Here is a 17557-nt window from a genome sequence, read left to right on the forward strand (position 1 = left end):
ATGGCAATTTTAATTAATAAAAATACAAAAGTTATCTGCCAAGGTTTTACTGGCGGACAAGGTACATTTCATAGTGAACAAGCACTTGCCTACGGTACACAATTAGTTGGGGGGGTATCACCAAACAAAGGCGGTACTACTCATTTAGGCTTGCCTGTTTTTAATACTGTACGAGAAGCGGTCGAAAATACAGGTGCAACAGCGACCGTTATCTATGTGCCAGCAGCTGGTTGTAAAGATGCAATTTTAGAAGCCATTGATGCAGGTATTCAACTTATTGTATGTATCACGGAAGGCATTCCAACACTTGATATGTTGATCGTTAAACAAAAGCTAAAAGAAACTGGCGTACGCATGATTGGCCCAAACTGCCCAGGTATTATCACACCTGATGAATGTAAAATCGGTATTATGCCTGCTCATATTCATCAAAAAGGCAAAATTGGCATTGTTTCTCGCTCTGGCACACTAACCTATGAGGCAGTAAAACAAACCACAGATCAAGGCTTTGGGCAATCCACTTGTGTGGGAATTGGTGGTGACCCGATCCCTGGTTCAAGTTTTATTGATATTTTAGCATTATTTGAAGCAGACCCCGAAACAGAAGCGATTGTCATGATCGGTGAAATTGGCGGTAGTGCCGAAGAAGAAGCAGCAGAATTTATTAAAGCACAGGTTAGCAAACCTGTTGTAAGTTATATCGCAGGGGTAACCGCCCCAAAAGGCAAACGAATGGGACACGCAGGTGCGATCATTAGTGGTGGCAAAGGCACTGCAGATGAGAAATTCCAAGCATTAGAACAAGCAGGCGTAACCACAGTGCGTAGCCTTGCCGAGATTGGTTCGGCTCTTAAGCAATTGCTAAATAAATAGCAATAAGCGGTCAAAATTGAGTGTTTTTTGCAAAATAGTCATAAGCGTATTTGTAAAAGATGAGCTAAATTTGACCGCTTGTATTTGTACTGAATTCTGAATAATCCAATTTATCAGAAAGAGAAAAGCCCCTGAATCATCACATTCAAGGGCTTTTTTATACTTTTATTTAGCTTTCGTTATGAATTTCTAAATTTGTTGCTTGTTTTGCTGCTTTCGTTTTTGCTTTATCATTACGAGCATTGGCGATTGCATCAAGGTATGCTTTGTCCACATCACCTGTAATATATTCACCAGTAAAGACCGAAGCATCAAAATTATGGATGTTTGGATTTTCTGCCTGTACCGCTTTATAAAGCGCTTCTAAATCTTGGAAAATCAATTTATCCACACCAATCATTTCTGCCACTTGTTCCACTGAACGGTCATAAGCTACTAACTCTTCACAAGTTGGCATATCAATACCATACACATTCGGATAACGAATTTCTGGGGCTGCCGACGCAAAATACACTTTCTTCGCCCCTGCTGTTCTTGCCATTTCTACGATCTGTTCAGAAGTTGTGCCACGTACGATTGAGTCATCAACCAATAACACATTTTTACCTTTAAATTCGCTTGAAATCGCATTTAATTTACGGCGCACTGAGCTTTTACGTTGTGCTTGCCCTGGCATAATAAAGGTTCGAGCCACATAGCGGTTTTTCACAAAGCCTTGTCGGTAAGGTTTGTACAGCACATTTGCAATACGTACCGCAATATCATTTGAAGTTTCTGGAATTGGGATCACTACGTCAATTTCATCGATCATTCTACCCCATTCACGTTTGATTTTCTCGCCTAATAATTCCCCCATATGTACCCGTGCGCTATAAACTGATACACCGTCGATTACTGAGTCTGGCCGAGCAAAATAAACATATTCAAAAATACATGGGTTTAATTTTGGACTATCGGCACAAATTGCTGAATGTAATTCCCCCTCAAAGGTAATATAAACCGCTTCGCCTGGATTTACATCACGTACAAATTCAAACCCAACAATATCTAAAGCTACGCTTTCAGAAGCAAACATATATTCGGTTTTGCCTTCCACTACACGTTTACCTAATACTAATGGACGAATACCGAATGGATCACGAAACGCCACCATACCATGTCCGATAATCATTGCAATACAAGCGTAAGCACCACGAATTGCTTCGTTAGTTTTACGTACTGTTTCAAAAATATTTTCAGAGGTTAAATGAGCGGTGGAATATTGATCTAGGTAATGCGCAAAAATGTTAAGTAGCGATTCTGAATCTGAATTGGTGTTCACATGACGGCGTGCTTCTTTGAATAAACGCTCTTTTAATTCAACATTGTTAGTTAAATTGCCGTTATGTACTAAAGTTAAACCAAAAGGTGAGTTTACATAGAAAGGTTGAGCTTCTGATACGCTAGAGGAACCAGCAGTTGGGTAACGAACATGCCCTATCCCCGCATTGCCTTGTAGCCTCAACATATGTTCTTGACGAAATACATCGCTTACCAAGCCGTTAGCTTTGCGTAAGCGGAAGCGATTTTCATCATCAATTGTGACGATACCTGCGGCATCTTGCCCGCGATGTTGAAGTAATGTTAAACCATCATAAATCGCCTGATTAACTGGCGATCCCCCAATAATGCCGACAATGCCGCACATATAAAAACCTCTCTATTTAGTCGAATTTAAAAAGCTAGAATTAACTTGGAGTTGCTCAAAGAACCATTTCACAATAAAGTCAAAATGCGGAATTAGCTGGGACTCTTTCCACAATTCGCTATGACTTGCTGATGAGAAGGTATCTAAGAAGAATAAGATTGCTGCAACAATCAAAATACCGCGTAATGCACCGAAGGCTCCGCCTAATACGCGATCGGTTGCCGATAAACCTGTGGTATCCACTAATTTAGCTAATAATGTTGCAATAACCCCACATACAATCAAGCTAAGCACAAATAACACTGCAGCTGCAACGCCATTACGTAAATATTCTGAGTTTTGAAGATATACCGAATTTACTTGAGTGAAGTAGCTACTTAAATAAGGGTAAAAATTGCTTGCCACTAAAAATGCTACAACCCAACTAGCAAGTGAAAGTACTTCACTCACAAAGCCTCGCCAAAGGCTTACTAAGATAGAAAATGCAATTAATCCGATAATAATAATGTCAACCATAAAAACCTCTAAAGGTTAATAACCTCTATTCTACAAAAAAAGAAAACGTTTGCGTAGTAGCAAACTTAGTAAAAAAGTACATAAAAAATTTGACAAGCGGTTCAAAATCACAAAACGCTTGCAAAACTCAACCGCTTGCCTCTTATTTTGATTAATGGGCATTATACCCTACATCTTCCAAAGTTGGATTATCTGCACCTGCTTTAGCCAATTCATCACAAATTTCATTTTCACGATGCCCTGAATGCCCTTTTACCCAAACCCATTCAATTTTATGACGCTGAATCTCTTGATCTAGCGTTACCCATAAATCTTTATTTTTAACTGGTTTACCATTTGCTGTTTTCCAGCTATTACGCTTCCAGTTAAAAATCCATTTAGTAATACCATCCTTCATATATTGGCTATCTGAATTTAACTGCACTTGACAAGGTTGTTTTAACATTGCTAATGCTTCAATCACCGCACGGAGCTCCATTCGATTATTAGTGGTTTGAAAATAACCTTGACTAACTTGTTTTTCGTATCCATTATAGCGCAAAAGTATACCAATACCGCCCTTCCCAGGATTACCTAAACAAGAGCCATCTGTAAATATTTCAACTAATTTCATTTGTTTTCTCAATAATATTTTTAAGCAAATATTTGCCGTAAATTAGCCTCTAACTCATCAAACATCTTATAACGTTTACGATACATTGAACGCTTATTACTCGCAATTTCAGTCAAGGGTTTGAGGTTTATCTGATTTGGAATTGCCCAATATTGTTTTTGACGTATAGCAAGATTTTCAGTCCAAAAATCATCATAATTAAATAATAATTTTGAACGATCATTCCAACGATATTTAACTTGATATTTATGAGGAATACCAAATAGTTTAATATTTAAATGCTGACTTAACAGCTTAAAAACGGCTAACAACATAAACATAGGACGCATACCATGTAATTTTTTTGTGGTTTGGCGCATCATTTGTAATGCTTGAACATGATTACTTCCTTGAACAGAAGAGATCAATAATCCATCAGGTTCAATAAACGAAAAAGTCGCTTGGCAAATCATATTCTGTTGCTGCTCTTTTAAACTTATTGCCCAAAAACCTTCTAATGGATCAATTTGATTAACTGACAAACATAACCTTAATTCATCATTCAAACAAAGTAATTCAATTTCTTTTTCTTTACTAAGAATAGAACAAAGCGCCACAGGAAAATAACGCTCTATTAACTTAAAATTGTTAAGTATCGCATTTAATCTTTCTTGTCGTCCAAACCGTGCATCACAATATTTTTCTAAAAGCGTATTTGCCCGATATGGTTTATGTAAAAATAAATGTTTCCATTGGTTAGAAAGCCGAAAAAAGTTAATAAAGTATTTGCATTGTTGATAACAAAATATTGTACGATATTGATACCGCAAATATTCTCTCACCTTTTTGAGTTTTCTTTCTTCATTCGGGCACATAGCCTCAAATGTTGGAAATGAATATAATTCATCCATGATTTTCTCCTTTTTAATATTATTATTAGATATATACGATAAAAGTCGTATCCAACTTCTATTAGATACGACTTTCTATATTATTTACTATAGTTTATTTATTTTTTGCCTAATTGTGGTACAACACCATGCTGAGCAGAAATTAGACCTGTACTTGAATAAATTCCTAATTTACCACGCGTATCAGCGATATCTAAATTGCGCATTGTTAATTGACCGATACGATCTTTTGGATCAAATGGTGCATCTTCTACTTTTTCCATACTCAAACGCTCTGCTTCATAAGTTAAGTTTGGCGATTCTGTATTTAAAATCGTAAAGTCATTACCACGGCGTAATTCTAGTGTTACCGTACCAGTAATCGCTTTCGCTACCCAACGCTGTGCCGTTTCACGCAGCATCAATGCTTGTGGGTCGAACCAACGACCTTGATATAATAAACGTCCTAAACGCAAGCCGTTAATGCGATATTGCTCAATCGTATCTTCGTTGTGAATACCCGTAACCAAACGCTCGTAAGCAATGTGAAGTAACGCCATTCCAGGAGCTTCATAAATCCCACGTGATTTTGCTTCGATAATACGGTTTTCGATTTGGTCTGACATACCTAAACCGTGGCGACCACCAATGCGGTTCGCTTCAAGAATTAACTCAACCGCATCGTCAATACGTTTGCCATTTAATGCAACAGGTACACCTTCTTCAAAAGTCACAGACACTGTTTCAGGCTTGATTTCCACATTTTCGTCCCAGAATGCGACACCCATAATTGGTTTTACGATCTTCATGCCAGTGCTTAATTCTTCTAAATCTTTCGCTTCGTGGGTTGCACCGAGCATATTTGAGTCGGTTGAATAGGCTTTTTCCACCGACATTTTGTAGTCGAAGCCGTTCTCAATTAAGAATTGAGACATTTCAAAACGTCCGCCCAACTCATCAATGAATAATTGGTCTAACCACGGTTTATAAATTTTTAATTTTGGATTGGTTAATAAGCCGTAACGGTAGAAACGTTCAATATCGTTACCTTTAAAGGTTGAGCCATCGCCCCAAATGTTTACATCATCTTCTTTCATTGCTGCAACAAGCATTGTGCCTGTTACCGCACGACCGAGTGGCGTGGTGTTGAAATAAGGAATTCCGCCTGTTGAAATGTGGAACGCTCCGCACTGAATCGCCGCAATCCCTTCGTGGGCAAGCTGCGAACGGCAGTCAATCAAACGTGCATTTTCTGCCCCATATTCCATCGCTTTTTTTGGAATTGCATTGTAATCGTCTTCATCTGGCTGACCTAAGTTTGCAGTATATGCATAAGGCACAGCACCTTTTTTACGCATCCAAAGTAATGCGGCTGAAGTATCTAAACCACCTGAAAATGCGATACCTACTTTTTGACCTAATGGGAGAGATTCTAAAATTGTTGCTGACATACGAATTCCTATAAATTTTAAAACGTAAAAGAGAATTAACGCAAACGGTTGCGTTCGCGACATTCTGTCTATTTTAGTTCAATTCAGTAAAAATTACATCTAAAATTTAGAGGGAAATATACAAATGCATATTGCATATTTTCATAAACTACTAACAAGTGGTCAAATTTACTCAGTTTTTTGCAAAAAATTGTGCCTAAAAATGCTAAAATTAGCCAAAAATTCTTTTAAAGGTTAAAACAATGAAAAAAATTCTCGTAATTCGCAACGATAAAATTGGCGATTTTATGGTCTGCCTTCCTGCATTTGCCATGTTAAAGCAATCAATACCAAATGTAGAAATTACCGCTTTAGTGCCAAGTTACACTGCGCCACTTGCAGAGCTTTGCCCTTCCATTGATAAAGTGATTTTAGATGCCAGCGATAAAACAGATAAAAAAGCAGTTCAACAGGTATTACAAGCGGTTAAAAATGCCCAATTTGATGCAGTTATTTGCTTTGTTTCCACTTGGTATAATGCAAAATTAACTTGGAAAAGCGGTATTAAACATCGTCTTGCCCCCGCTACCAAAGTGTTTCAATTTTTATATAACCAACGGTTAACTCAACGCCGTTCGCAATCAGCAAAAGCCGAAAGCGAATATAATCTCGACTTAGCACGTGCATTTTTGCAACAACATCAACTACCTATCGTTGAACCTAAACCGCCTTACTTGCAATTTAGTGAACAGCAGATTGCGCAACAAAAAATAAAATTAGCAAAAAATTTGCAAATCTCGACCGCTTGTAAATGGCTTTTTGTGCATGCATCAACTGGTGGTTCAGCAACCAGTTTATCTGTAGAACAATATGCACAAATGCTTAATCGCATTGCTAATGAAACCACTTGTGAAATCGTGCTAACTGCTGGTAAAGGTGAAAGTGAAAAAGCTCAACAATTAGCACAACAAATCACAGCCACCAAGGCGGTGGTTTATGATAAAAATGATGGTTTGCAAGATTTTGCTTGTTCGATCGCGTGTGCGGATCTGTTTATTGCAGGTTCTACAGGCCCGTTACATATTGCAGGAGCATTAAATGTGCCTACGATTGGTTTTTATCCAAGCCGTTTATCTGCGCAACCCCGTCGTTGGCGCCCAATTAATGAGGAAGGCAGACATTTGGCCTTTATGCCACCAAAGGCAAAACAAAAAGCACAACAAATGAATTTAGGTTTAATTTCTATTCCTGAATCATTAAAAACTATTCTGCCTTTTGTAAAGAACATTTGGCATTCATAAGAATTGTTTTATTCATAGCGAGTATAAAAAAAGCCTGTTAAAATAGCAGGCTTAGTTTTTAACTCGCTGTAACTTAAAATATGTTTAAAAAATTTCTTCCCGTTTTTTTCCTATTTCCAACACTCGCTAACGCACAATCCTATGTGGTTTATGATTTTACCCACGATAAAATTTTAGAAAGTCGTTCGGCCAATAATGTTCAACCAATTGCTTCTGTCACTAAGCTGATGACCGCTAATGTATTTCTTGAAAACAATAAAAATAAAAACTGTAGCGCCTCAATTTCTGACGAAGATTTTGACTATATCAAAGGCACTGGTACTAAATTGCCCAAATATACACCGATTGCTTGTAGCGAATTATTAAAAGCAATGTTAGTTCATTCAGATAATTATGCTGCACATGCCCTTGCGCGTTCTGCGGGTATGAGCCGAACACAATTCATCCAAAAAATGAACCAAAAGGCGCAACAATTAGGTATGCGTTCAACGCGTTTTAGCGATAGTTCTGGTTTATCTAGCACCAATATTTCAAGTGCAATGGATTTAGTAAAATTGGCAAAATACTCACTAAAACACGCTAAAATTCAAGAGCTTTCCAATACTAAAGCCACTTATATACGTGTAGGAAAACGCAATGTTTTTATGCAAAATACCAGCGCCTTAGTGCGTGAAGAAATTTTCGATGCTGCAATCAATAAAACAGGTTATATTCGCGAATCTGGCTACAACTTGGTATTTATCAATAAACACCAATGTAACAACGCAACTATTGGGGTGATTAGCTTAAATAATAACAGCTCTGCTTTACGTTCTAACTTTACTAAAAACAAATTGGAACAGTACGGCTGCACTACATTAGCCCGTGATGATCTCCATTATGACGGCTATGATAACGAAGAAGATATTTAATTAAAAAAGACTGCTTGGGCGCAGACAAGCGGTCTTTTTTTGAAGCTTTTTTGTAATTAGTTGCGGGTTCTGTTCCAAAGATCAGCATATTTTACAAAAGTGGAATGGGCGGAAAGCACCGCTAATAAAAAGCCTTGTTTGCCGTCTAAAAAGCCCGCTTTTAACAGATACATTTTCACAAAACAGCTTAACGCATGAGTTACACCATCAAATAAACTTGCTTTTTTACCTGCATTCGCCCGCTGAATCGCCCATGCCTTCGCATAGCTAGCGGATTTCACTAAATAATGATGAATATCTTTATAAGTAAAATGTAATAAATCGCCCTGTAATTTTTTTACCGTCGCAGTTTTCGGATAATGCACTTTTTCATGGACTAATTCATCTCCATATTGAGCAAAATCGGTAGGATACAAACGCACCACATAATCAGGATACCAGCCCGAATGGCGAATTTGTTTGCCAAATACTTCGCTTAAGCGACTAATTTGATAAACTGTATTTTTTTCCTGTTTTTCGACCGCTTGTAAAATGCTCTGTTTGAGTTCTGCTGTGACACGCTCATCGGCATCTAGCCACAATACATAATCACTCGTGACATATTGTTGCGCAAGTTGGCGCTGTTTACCAAACCCCTGCCAATCAGTATTAGCATAAACTTTAGCGCCAAAACTTTCAGCGATATTTACCGTTTCATCGCTACTGCCACTATCTAAAATGACAATTTCGTCTACCCAACCTTGTACGGTTTCAAGGCATTTCGCTAAATCTTGAGCTTCATTTTTTACAATCATTGCAACACTTAACGTTGGCATATCTATTCCTTTTCTGGTTTATTTTGTTTGTCGTTCGGTGCATTTTACTTTAAAATTCGCCCCTTTTGTGCTATTTTCTACACCAAATTTTATTCACAAACAAACCACAGGTTTATAAAGCAATGTCTATTACATTAACAACGAAACAAAAACAATTTTTAAAAGGTTTAGCACATCACCTCAGCCCAGTCGTAATGCTTGGTGGCAACGGTTTAACTGAAGGTGTGTTAGCAGAAATCGAAAACGCATTAGATCACCACGAATTAATTAAAGTAAAAATTTCAGGTGCTGAACGTGAAACGAAACAATTAATTATCGACGCAATCGTACGTGAAACCAAAGCAACTAATGTGCAAACAATTGGTCACATACTTGTGCTGTATCGCCAAAGCGAAGATAAAAAAATCAGCTTACCAAAAGCAACGAAAGCAATTTCGTGATTTATTCATCAAATTTGACCGCTTGTAAGCGGTCTTTTTTATAAGGAATTTTCCGTGATTAAAAAACTCTCAATTTTCACTTTTTTGATGTTACTTGTTCCGTTATTTACATGGGCAACAGGTTGGAAATGGACATTTGGAGGAATAGATTACCGTCTTTATGATCTTGATTTTTGGTTATTTTTCTTAACTGAAACAGGTTCAACCCCTTACGCTTTAGTCACTTGCGTACTCTTTATGTTGTGGTTAATGTGGCTAACCCGCAAACGCCATGCGTGGTTTTTAGTTGGCTTCATTTGTGCGAGCTCTGTGGTGGGAACACAAATTATTAAAGAAGGCACAAAAGCCATTTTTAAAGAGCCTCGCCCATTTGTGACGGAAATGTTCCCCGCACAAGCCGCGCAATTCTACGCACTACCAAAAGCGGAACAAGCTCAAACGATTATTTCACTTGCGGAAAAAACATATCCGAATGATGCTGATTTCGTTGCTGAACATCAAGCAGGCGAATTGGGCTACTCATTCCCTTCGGGTCATACAATTTTTGCCGTTTCCTGGCTATTAGTTTTTGCAGGTCTATTATTTGGTTTAACAGGAAAAGCGGTCGTTTTTGCGCAAATTTTTGTAATTTTTTGGGCAGGTTTGATGTTGATCAGTCGCTTACGTTTGGGTATGCATTATCCTATCGATCTGTTTGTCAGCACTCTGATTTCATGGGCTTTCCACGTTGTTGTGTTTGTTTGGGTTATCCCTTTCTTAGAAACCTTTAAAATCTTTCAAAAGCGAGGCTAATTATGGCGATTTATTATGGTTTAGATATCGGCGGAACAAAAATTGAACTTGCCGTATTTAACGAACAACTTGAAAAACTTTATAGCGAACGCGTACCAACCCCACAAACCAATTATGAAGATTGGCTTTATACCGTGGAAACTTTGGTACGTAATGCTGACCAAAAATTTGGTGAAAAAGGCTCTGTCGGCTTGGGTTTACCAGGTTTTGTGAACCGTGAAACAGGTATTGCAGAAATTACCAATATCCGTGTTGCAGACGGTAAAGCCATTTTAAAAGATTTAAGCGAACGTTTAGGGCGCGAAGTACGAGCAGAAAATGATGCTAACTGTTTTGCGCTTTCAGAAGCTTGGGATCCAAATAACCAACAATTCTCAACTGTACTTGGTTTAATCATTGGCACAGGATTCGGTGGTGGATTTGTATTCGACGGAAAAATTCACTCTGGCAGAATAGGTATGGCGGGTGAAGTAGGTCATATGCAATTAAATTACCACGCTTTGAAATTACTCGGTTGGGACAATGCACCAATTTATAATTGTGGCTGTGGTAACCACGCTTGCTTAGATACTTATATTTCTGGCAGAGGTTTCGAAATGTTATTCCGAGATCTTGTCGGCGAAGCGATTTCTGCTAAAGAAATTATTGAACGATTCTACAAAAATGAGCCAAAAGTAGTGGAATTTGTCGATAAATATATCGAGTTAATGGCAATTAGTATTGGTAATTTAATTACTATTTTAGATCCTGATATGATCGTATTTGGTGGCGGTTTATCTAATTTTGAACATATCTATGAAGCGCTACCAAAAGCCCTTCCGCCACACTTAATGCGTAGTGCTAAAGTACCCGTATTCAAAAAAGCGATTCATGGTGATGCAGGCGGAACACGTGGCGCTGCGGCCCTCTTCTTAAACTAATTCATTACATAAAATACATGGGGTGACTCATGTATTTTTTTATCTAGGAAATTTTATGCTAACTATTACCCCCATTCCTGCACTTGCCGACAACTATATTTGGGCAATTCAAAAAGCGGATGATCTAATTATTGTAGATCCTTCCGATGCAATACCTGTATTAGATTTTATTGCAAAAAATCAGCTAAACTTGACCACTATTTTACTCACACATAATCATCGTGATCACACAGATGGGATACCTGAGCTACTTGAGCATTATCCTAATATGACAGTGTATGCTCCGCAAGAAGCTGCTCAATTTGCCACGCAAATTGTACAACCTGAACAGCATTTGGCTTTATTTGATTATGATGTTCGAGTAATAGAAAGCGCTGGGCATACTGCTCAACACGTGAGTTTTTTATTTGGAAATGAATATTTATTTTGTGGCGATGCATTATTTTCTGCAGGTTGTGGACGTGTGTTTACGGGCAATTATCAAGCGCAATTTGATACCTTACAACGCTTTAAAGCGCTTCCCGAATTTGTCGAAATTTTTCCAGCTCATGAATATACATTGAGCAACTTAAAATTTGCCGAGGTTGTTCTGCCACCAAGTTGTGCGTTATTTGAAATTCAAGAGCGAGCAGAAATTTTACGCTCACGCAATCAACCAACTTTACCGACAACTTTAGCCCGAGAATTACAAATCAACCCATTCTTACAAGCGGTCGATTTAGCTCAATTTATCGCATTACGCCAACAAAAAGATAACTTCTAATCAACTAGAGTCTATTACCTTGATGTAGGAAGCTATGGCTTCCTGCAAACTTTTTAATTTTTCTACTGTCAATTCTTCTGGCGTCTATCTTAGCGCGCTATCCTATGATATAGTTATCCTCATTTATGTAACCTATTAGTTAAATTTCTAAAAGCGAGAACTTCTGTGAATTTTGATCCTCAAAAAATGCCCCAGCACGTTGCAATTATTATGGACGGTAACGGTCGTTGGGCCAAACAACAAGGAAAATTGCGCGTTTTTGGTCATCAAAATGGGGTGAAAGCGGTACGTTCTGCAGTAAGTTTTGCAGCCAAACACGGCATCAAAGTCTTAACACTTTATGCTTTTAGTAGCGAGAACTGGAACCGCCCTGAAGCAGAAGTTTCTGCCTTGATGTCGCTTTTTATGCGAGCTTTAGATTCCGAAGTGAAAAAGCTACATAAAAATAATATCCGTTTAAAAATTATTGGCGACAAAAAAGGCTTTAACGAAAGTCTACAAAAACGTATCGCTGAATCGGAGGCTTTAACCGCCCAAAATACGGGATTAACCTTAAATATTGCGGCAAATTACGGCGGTTATTGGGATATTACTCAAGCAGCACAACAACTTGCGGTAAAAGTAAAATTAGGCGAAATTGCTATCTCTGATATCACACCAGAGCGCTTTCAAACCACATTAGTTACGGGCGAACAGCCACAAGTAGATCTATTAATTCGCACCAGTGGCGAACAACGTATTAGTAACTTCTTGTTATGGCAAATCGCCTACGCAGAACTTTTTTTCAGCCCTGTGTTATGGCCTGATTTTAATGATGAATCTTTCAGCGAAGCAATTATTGCTTACCAACAACGTGATCGTCGTTTCGGCGGTTGCTAATAATTATAAGGAATTTATAAATGCTTAAGGAACGTGTACTTTCTGCCATTGTGATGATTATTGCTGTGTTGGCAGCTATTTTTTTCCTTTCTCCACTTCCACTTACTTTTGCGCTTGCTACAATTATTACTGCGGCAATGTGGGAATGGGCACAATTTGCTGGTTTTAAACGTTCATTACCTCGTGCAATTGTCGCTTTTGTTACCGTTTGTTTATTTATTTTAATCATTTTTGCGAATAGCAATTATATCCGTGCAGCACGTTTTTTAACTGACGAAACTGCACCATTCCTATTTATTTCCTGTATTTGGTGGTGCATCGCTTTAGGATTAGTCGTAAGCTATCCAAAATCTGCCAATTTATGGGCAAAATCCGTGATTGCTAAATTCTGTTTTGGTTTTTGTACATTAATCCCATTTTTTATTGCTACTTTAGCACTACGTTTTAATAATTATGCGATAAATCCATTCCAAGGAACCTACTTGTTGCTCTATGTTTGCTTATTAGTTTGGGGAGCTGATTCTGGCGCTTACTTTTTCGGAAGAGCGTTTGGCAAACGTAAATTAGCACCAAAAGTTTCACCAGGTAAATCTTGGGAAGGGGCAATTGGCGGTTTATTTACCTCTGGTGTTATCGCTGTATTATTCTTAGAGCTTGCGCCCGCTAATGTATTTGGACGTGAATTAGCTACTTTACCTTTTATTCTCGTTTCCGTTGCTACAGTTGCAATTTCTGTATTAGGCGATTTAGCTGAAAGTATGTTCAAGCGCCAAGCGAATATCAAAGATAGTAGCAACCTAATTCCAGGCCATGGCGGTATTTTAGATCGTATCGATAGTTTAACTGCTGCGATTCCGTTCTTTGCGACATTCTTTTTCTTTGTACTATAGGCTGTTATGACCTCTGTTATTGCATTTTTCGTTTTAATCTGTGTACTGGTTTTTGTGCATGAATATGGTCACTTTTGGGCTGCTCGCAAATGTGGCGTAAAGGTGGTTCGCTTCTCTATCGGTTTTGGTAAAGTATTATTCAAAAAAACTGATAAACAAGGAACTGAATTTGCCTTTTCACTGATTCCACTGGGTGGCTATGTGCAGATGTATAATGGTGAAAACGAATACCACGCCCCTAAAGAGCAGATGTTAGAAAGTAAATCTGTGCTACAACGCGCATTTATCATCGTGGCAGGCCCAATGGCAAATTTCTTATTTGCCATTTTGGCATACTGGCTTGTGTTCAGTTATGGTGTACCAACTTTAAAACCTGTGATTGGCGAAGTATTACCAAATACGATTGCGGCTCAAGCAAAATTGCCTGAAGAATTTGAGTTTAAACGTGTTGCTGGCCAAAATGTACAAGATTGGGAGGAAACGACCCTCGCATTAATTGGTTCAGTAGGCAAACAAGCGGTCGAAATTGAAGGTTCATTCATTGATGAAGATCGATTACAACGTTATCAATTAGATTTATCAAATTGGAATGTTGATGGCACAAAAGAAAATCCATTAACCACTTTAGGCATTCGTACTAAAAGTAGTATTGTTAAACCAGACCTCAAACAAGTTGCAGAAAATTCACCCGCACAAAAAGCTGGCTTAGTCGCAGGTGATAAAATTTTAATGGTTAATCAGCAACCATTTGATTGGTTTAAATTAATTGAGCAAGTTCAAACGGGTAATCCTGTGTCTCTCACGATTGAACAAAATGGTACGGTCAAACAAGTTACGTTACAGCCCGAGAAAAAAGATGAGCGCTATTTAATTGGTATTGTACCAAGCCATGAGCCTCTCGCTGATAAGTATCGAACAGAATTAAAGTATGATATTCTTAATGCTTTATGGAAAAGTTTAGAGAAAGTCGCAGGATTAGTGAAAACAATCTTGCAATTTATAGGTAATTTACTTACTGGCGAGCTTTCTTTAAAAAATATGGGTGGTCCTATTTCTATGGCGAAAGGCGCTGGGGCTACTGTTGAAATTGGTTGGATCTATTATGTAAGTTTTATGGCATTGATTAGTGTCAATCTAGGCGTAATGAATCTTTTCCCAATTCTGCCGCTTGATGGTGGACAACTTATTTTACTTGCGGGTGAAGCGGTTAGAGGCAAACCAATTCCATCAACGATTCAGCTACGATTCCAACAATTAGGTGTCGTATTTGTGTTAGGTTTAATGGCATTTGCCTTTATAAATGATCTCATTCATTTTTAATGCATAGATTATAAGCGGTCATTTTCGCTGATAATTTTGCAAACATTTATAGGATAATTTCAATGAAAAAATTATTACTTTCTTCACTTTTACTTGCAAATGGTGTTGTAGCGGCACCATTTGTGGTAAAAGATATTCGTGTAGATGGTGTTCAGCCTGAAACTGGGCAAGCCATTATCTCTAGTCTTCCAGTAAAAATTGGTCAAACTGCAACTGATAACGATGTAGCAAATGTAGTAAGACAACTATTTATTCAAAACCGATTTGACGACGTACGTGCAACACGTGAAGGCAACACTTTAGTGATTAAAGTTGCTGAACGTCCTTTAATTAATAGTGTTGATGTTGAAGGTAATAGTGCAATCCCTAAAGATCCGCTACAAGATAATTTAAAAGCAAATCTCATTAGCAAAGGCGAAGTGTTTGATGCTGCAAAATTAGAAGGTTTTAAACAAGGCTTACTCGATCACTATCATTCTATCGGTCGTTATGAAGCAAAAATTGAAACGACAACAACTCGTGCTGAAAATGGTGGCGTAAACATCAAATTAAATATTTCAGAAGGCGAAGTGGCGTACGTTAAGAAAATTAATTTTGAAGGCAACCAAGCATTTAGCTCAAAAGAACTAACTAAACGTTTAGATATTCAACCAGATGTATCATGGTGGAATATCTTTGAAAGTAGCAAATTTGAGCAACAAGCGTACAATAAAGATTTAGAAAACTTACGTGATTTCTATATGGATCGCGGTTATGCACAATTTGCATTACAAGATACCAATGTACAATTCAATGATAAAAAAACTGAAGTTGATCTCACCTATAAATTACATGAAGGTGCGCAATATAATATCAGTGAAATTCGTATTATCGGTGATACGGCAAAACTCGACAAAGAGCTTAATGCGCTATTAAAAGACTTTAAACCTGGTCAATTATTCCGTAAAAGCGAATTAGTAACTATTGAGGAAGGAATTAAACAAGTTTTAGGTGATCACGGTTACGGTTCAGCAAAAGTAGATTTATACCCGAAATTTAATGAACAAGAGCATACCGTACAAATCAACTTCGTTGTAGATGCTGGTCGTCGTATTTACGTACGCAAAATCCGTTTTGAAGGCAATGACGTTACTGCAGATTCAACTTTACGCCGTGAAATGCGCCAACAAGAAGGTGCATGGTTATCAACCAGTGCAGTAGCATTAGGTAAATCTCGTTTAGAGCGTACAGGTTTCTACGAAACGGTTGATATGGCAATGCCAAATGTGCAAAACGTAGATGACCAAGTTGATGTAGTTTATAAAATTAAAGAGCGTAATACAGGCTCAATCAACTTTGGTATTGGTTATGGTACAGAAAGTGGTATTAGCTACCAAGCAGGTATCAAACAAGATAACTTCTTAGGTATGGGTTCAACGGTAAGTTTAAGCGGTACACGTAACGACTACGGTACCAGCGTGAACTTAGGTTATACCGAACCGTACTTCACTAAAGACGGCGTAAGTTTAGGTGGTAACATATTCTATGAGGATTACGATAACTCAGATAACGATACTTCTGCGTCATATAAACGCCAAACTTACGGTATTAACGGAACATTAGGCTTCCCAGTAGATGAAAATAACTCATACTATTTAGGTTTAGGCTATACACACGATAAATTAAGTAACGTAGAACGTGAATTTACCCGTGAAAAATATGTGAAATCAATGAATTTCCCAATCGTAAACGGTAACAATTTATATCCACGTATTAAAGCGGACGATTTTGATTTCTCATTTGGTTGGAACTATAACAGCTTAAACCGTGGTTATTTCCCAACAGAAGGGACTGTTGCAAACTTAGGTGGTAAAGTGACCATCCCTGGTTCAGATAATAAATACTATCGTGTGAATGCTGACTTTAGAAATTATTATCCACTTAACCGTGAACACAAATGGGTAGTTTCAACCAAAGTTGGGGCTGCATTTACTAAAGGCTTTGGCGGTAAAGAAGTACCGTTCTACCAATTATATTCAGCAGGCGGTATCGGTTCATTGCGTGGTTTTGCATACGGTGCGGTTGGCCCTAAAGCGATTTATTATTCTGCACAAAATGATAAGTTCACAAACGCAAGTAGTGATGTCGTAGGCGGTAATGCAATGGCGACAGCAAGCTTAGAACTTATTACTCCAACACCATTTGTGAGCGAGAAATATCAACACAATGTACGTACGTCTCTATTCGTAGATGCGGCAAGCGTATGGAACACTAAATGGAAAAAATCTGCGTACCCAACGCTACCAGATTATAAAGACTATAAACGTGTTCGCGCTTCGGCTGGTATTGCCTTCCAATGGCAATCACCAATTGGACCTTTAGCATTCTCTTATGCTAAACCAATTAAAAAATACGCAGGAGACGAGATTGAGCAATTCCAATTTAGTATTGGTAGCTCATTCTAACGATTTGATAAGCGGTCGAATTTTGTAACTTTTTTGCAAATTTTGTGACAAATTTTACCGCTTATTGTGCCTAATCAATCATAATTAACACATA

17 protein-coding genes are annotated in these 17557 nt (G+C 38.0%); 11 read left to right on the top strand and 6 right to left on the bottom strand.

What is annotated here, in order from left to right; translation table 11 throughout:
- Positions 1–873, top strand: coding sequence for a succinate--CoA ligase subunit alpha (gene sucD, locus F8M47_RS01605; protein ID WP_150538476.1), 873 nt, complete (start codon positions 1–3; stop codon positions 871–873).
- Positions 874–1042: 169 nt separating this feature from the next.
- On the opposite strand, the gene purF is transcribed toward sucD, so the two are convergent.
- The 5 genes from purF to argG all read right to left on the bottom strand — a co-directional run bounded on the left by purF (position 1043) and on the right by argG (position 6009).
- The gene (gene purF, locus F8M47_RS01610; RefSeq protein WP_150538477.1) at positions 1043–2560 is read right to left on the bottom strand and encodes an amidophosphoribosyltransferase; all 1518 of its coding nucleotides are present in this window, start codon (positions 2558–2560) and stop codon (positions 1043–1045) included.
- Between the two features lie 12 nt (positions 2561–2572).
- Entirely contained in the window at positions 2573–3076 is a 504-nt protein-coding gene (locus F8M47_RS01615) for a CvpA family protein (RefSeq protein WP_150538478.1), read from the bottom strand.
- A gap of 151 nt (positions 3077–3227) precedes the next feature.
- Entirely contained in the window at positions 3228–3689 is a 462-nt protein-coding gene (rnhA, locus tag F8M47_RS01620) for a ribonuclease HI (RefSeq protein WP_150538479.1), read from the bottom strand.
- Positions 3690–3709: 20 nt separating this feature from the next.
- Positions 3710–4579, bottom strand: a complete 870-nt coding sequence (locus F8M47_RS01625; RefSeq protein WP_150538480.1) for a VirK/YbjX family protein — start codon at positions 4577–4579, stop codon at positions 3710–3712.
- 98 nt (positions 4580–4677) lie between these two features.
- A complete protein-coding gene (gene argG, locus F8M47_RS01630; RefSeq protein ID WP_150538481.1) occupies positions 4678–6009 on the bottom strand; it encodes an argininosuccinate synthase in 1332 nt (443 codons plus the stop codon).
- A gap of 242 nt (positions 6010–6251) precedes the next feature.
- Here argG and F8M47_RS01635 point away from each other — a divergent pair, with 242 nt between their 5' ends.
- Both F8M47_RS01635 and F8M47_RS01640 read left to right on the top strand, forming a co-directional pair.
- Positions 6252–7289 carry a glycosyltransferase family 9 protein gene (locus tag F8M47_RS01635; RefSeq protein ID WP_150538482.1) on the top strand — a complete coding sequence of 346 codons (1038 nt, stop codon included), beginning with the start codon at positions 6252–6254 and terminating at the stop codon, positions 7287–7289.
- 80 nt (positions 7290–7369) lie between these two features.
- Positions 7370–8200 (top strand): D-alanyl-D-alanine carboxypeptidase family protein, encoded by an 831-nt coding sequence (locus F8M47_RS01640; RefSeq protein ID WP_150538483.1) that lies wholly within the window; start codon positions 7370–7372, stop codon positions 8198–8200.
- A gap of 56 nt (positions 8201–8256) precedes the next feature.
- Here F8M47_RS01640 and F8M47_RS01645 read toward each other — a convergent pair whose 3' ends face one another.
- Positions 8257–9015: a glycosyltransferase family 2 protein gene (locus F8M47_RS01645; protein WP_150538484.1), complete on the bottom strand. Its 759-nt coding sequence runs from the start codon at positions 9013–9015 to the stop codon at positions 8257–8259.
- 122 nt (positions 9016–9137) lie between these two features.
- On the opposite strand from F8M47_RS01645, the gene yhbY reads away from it, so the two are divergent.
- The 8 genes from yhbY to bamA all read left to right on the top strand — a co-directional run bounded on the left by yhbY (position 9138) and on the right by bamA (position 17463).
- Entirely contained in the window at positions 9138–9455 is a 318-nt protein-coding gene (gene yhbY / locus F8M47_RS01650) for a ribosome assembly RNA-binding protein YhbY (RefSeq protein WP_150538485.1), read from the top strand.
- Between the two features lie 87 nt (positions 9456–9542).
- Positions 9543–10247, top strand: a complete 705-nt coding sequence (locus F8M47_RS01655) for a phosphatase PAP2 family protein (RefSeq protein ID WP_208790020.1) — start codon at positions 9543–9545, stop codon at positions 10245–10247.
- Between the two features lie 2 nt (positions 10248–10249).
- On the top strand, positions 10250–11167 hold the full coding sequence (gene nagK / locus F8M47_RS01660) for an N-acetylglucosamine kinase (protein ID WP_150538487.1): 918 nt from the start codon (positions 10250–10252) through the stop codon (positions 11165–11167).
- A gap of 55 nt (positions 11168–11222) precedes the next feature.
- Positions 11223–11930: a hydroxyacylglutathione hydrolase gene (gloB, locus tag F8M47_RS01665; RefSeq protein WP_150538488.1), complete on the top strand. Its 708-nt coding sequence runs from the start codon at positions 11223–11225 to the stop codon at positions 11928–11930.
- Between the two features lie 165 nt (positions 11931–12095).
- Positions 12096–12809, top strand: coding sequence for a polyprenyl diphosphate synthase (uppS, locus tag F8M47_RS01670; RefSeq protein WP_150538489.1), 714 nt, complete (start codon positions 12096–12098; stop codon positions 12807–12809).
- 20 nt (positions 12810–12829) lie between these two features.
- A complete protein-coding gene (locus F8M47_RS01675; RefSeq protein ID WP_150538490.1) occupies positions 12830–13699 on the top strand; it encodes a phosphatidate cytidylyltransferase in 870 nt (289 codons plus the stop codon).
- Between the two features lie 6 nt (positions 13700–13705).
- Positions 13706–15019: an RIP metalloprotease RseP gene (rseP, locus tag F8M47_RS01680; RefSeq protein WP_150538491.1), complete on the top strand. Its 1314-nt coding sequence runs from the start codon at positions 13706–13708 to the stop codon at positions 15017–15019.
- A gap of 62 nt (positions 15020–15081) precedes the next feature.
- Positions 15082–17463, top strand: coding sequence for an outer membrane protein assembly factor BamA (bamA, locus tag F8M47_RS01685; protein WP_150538492.1), 2382 nt, complete (start codon positions 15082–15084; stop codon positions 17461–17463).
- Positions 17464–17557 lie beyond the last annotated feature (94 nt).

Origin of the sequence: Actinobacillus vicugnae (assembly GCF_901687125.1) — a bacterium.
In the GTDB taxonomy this organism is placed as follows: domain Bacteria; phylum Pseudomonadota; class Gammaproteobacteria; order Enterobacterales; family Pasteurellaceae; genus Actinobacillus; species Actinobacillus vicugnae.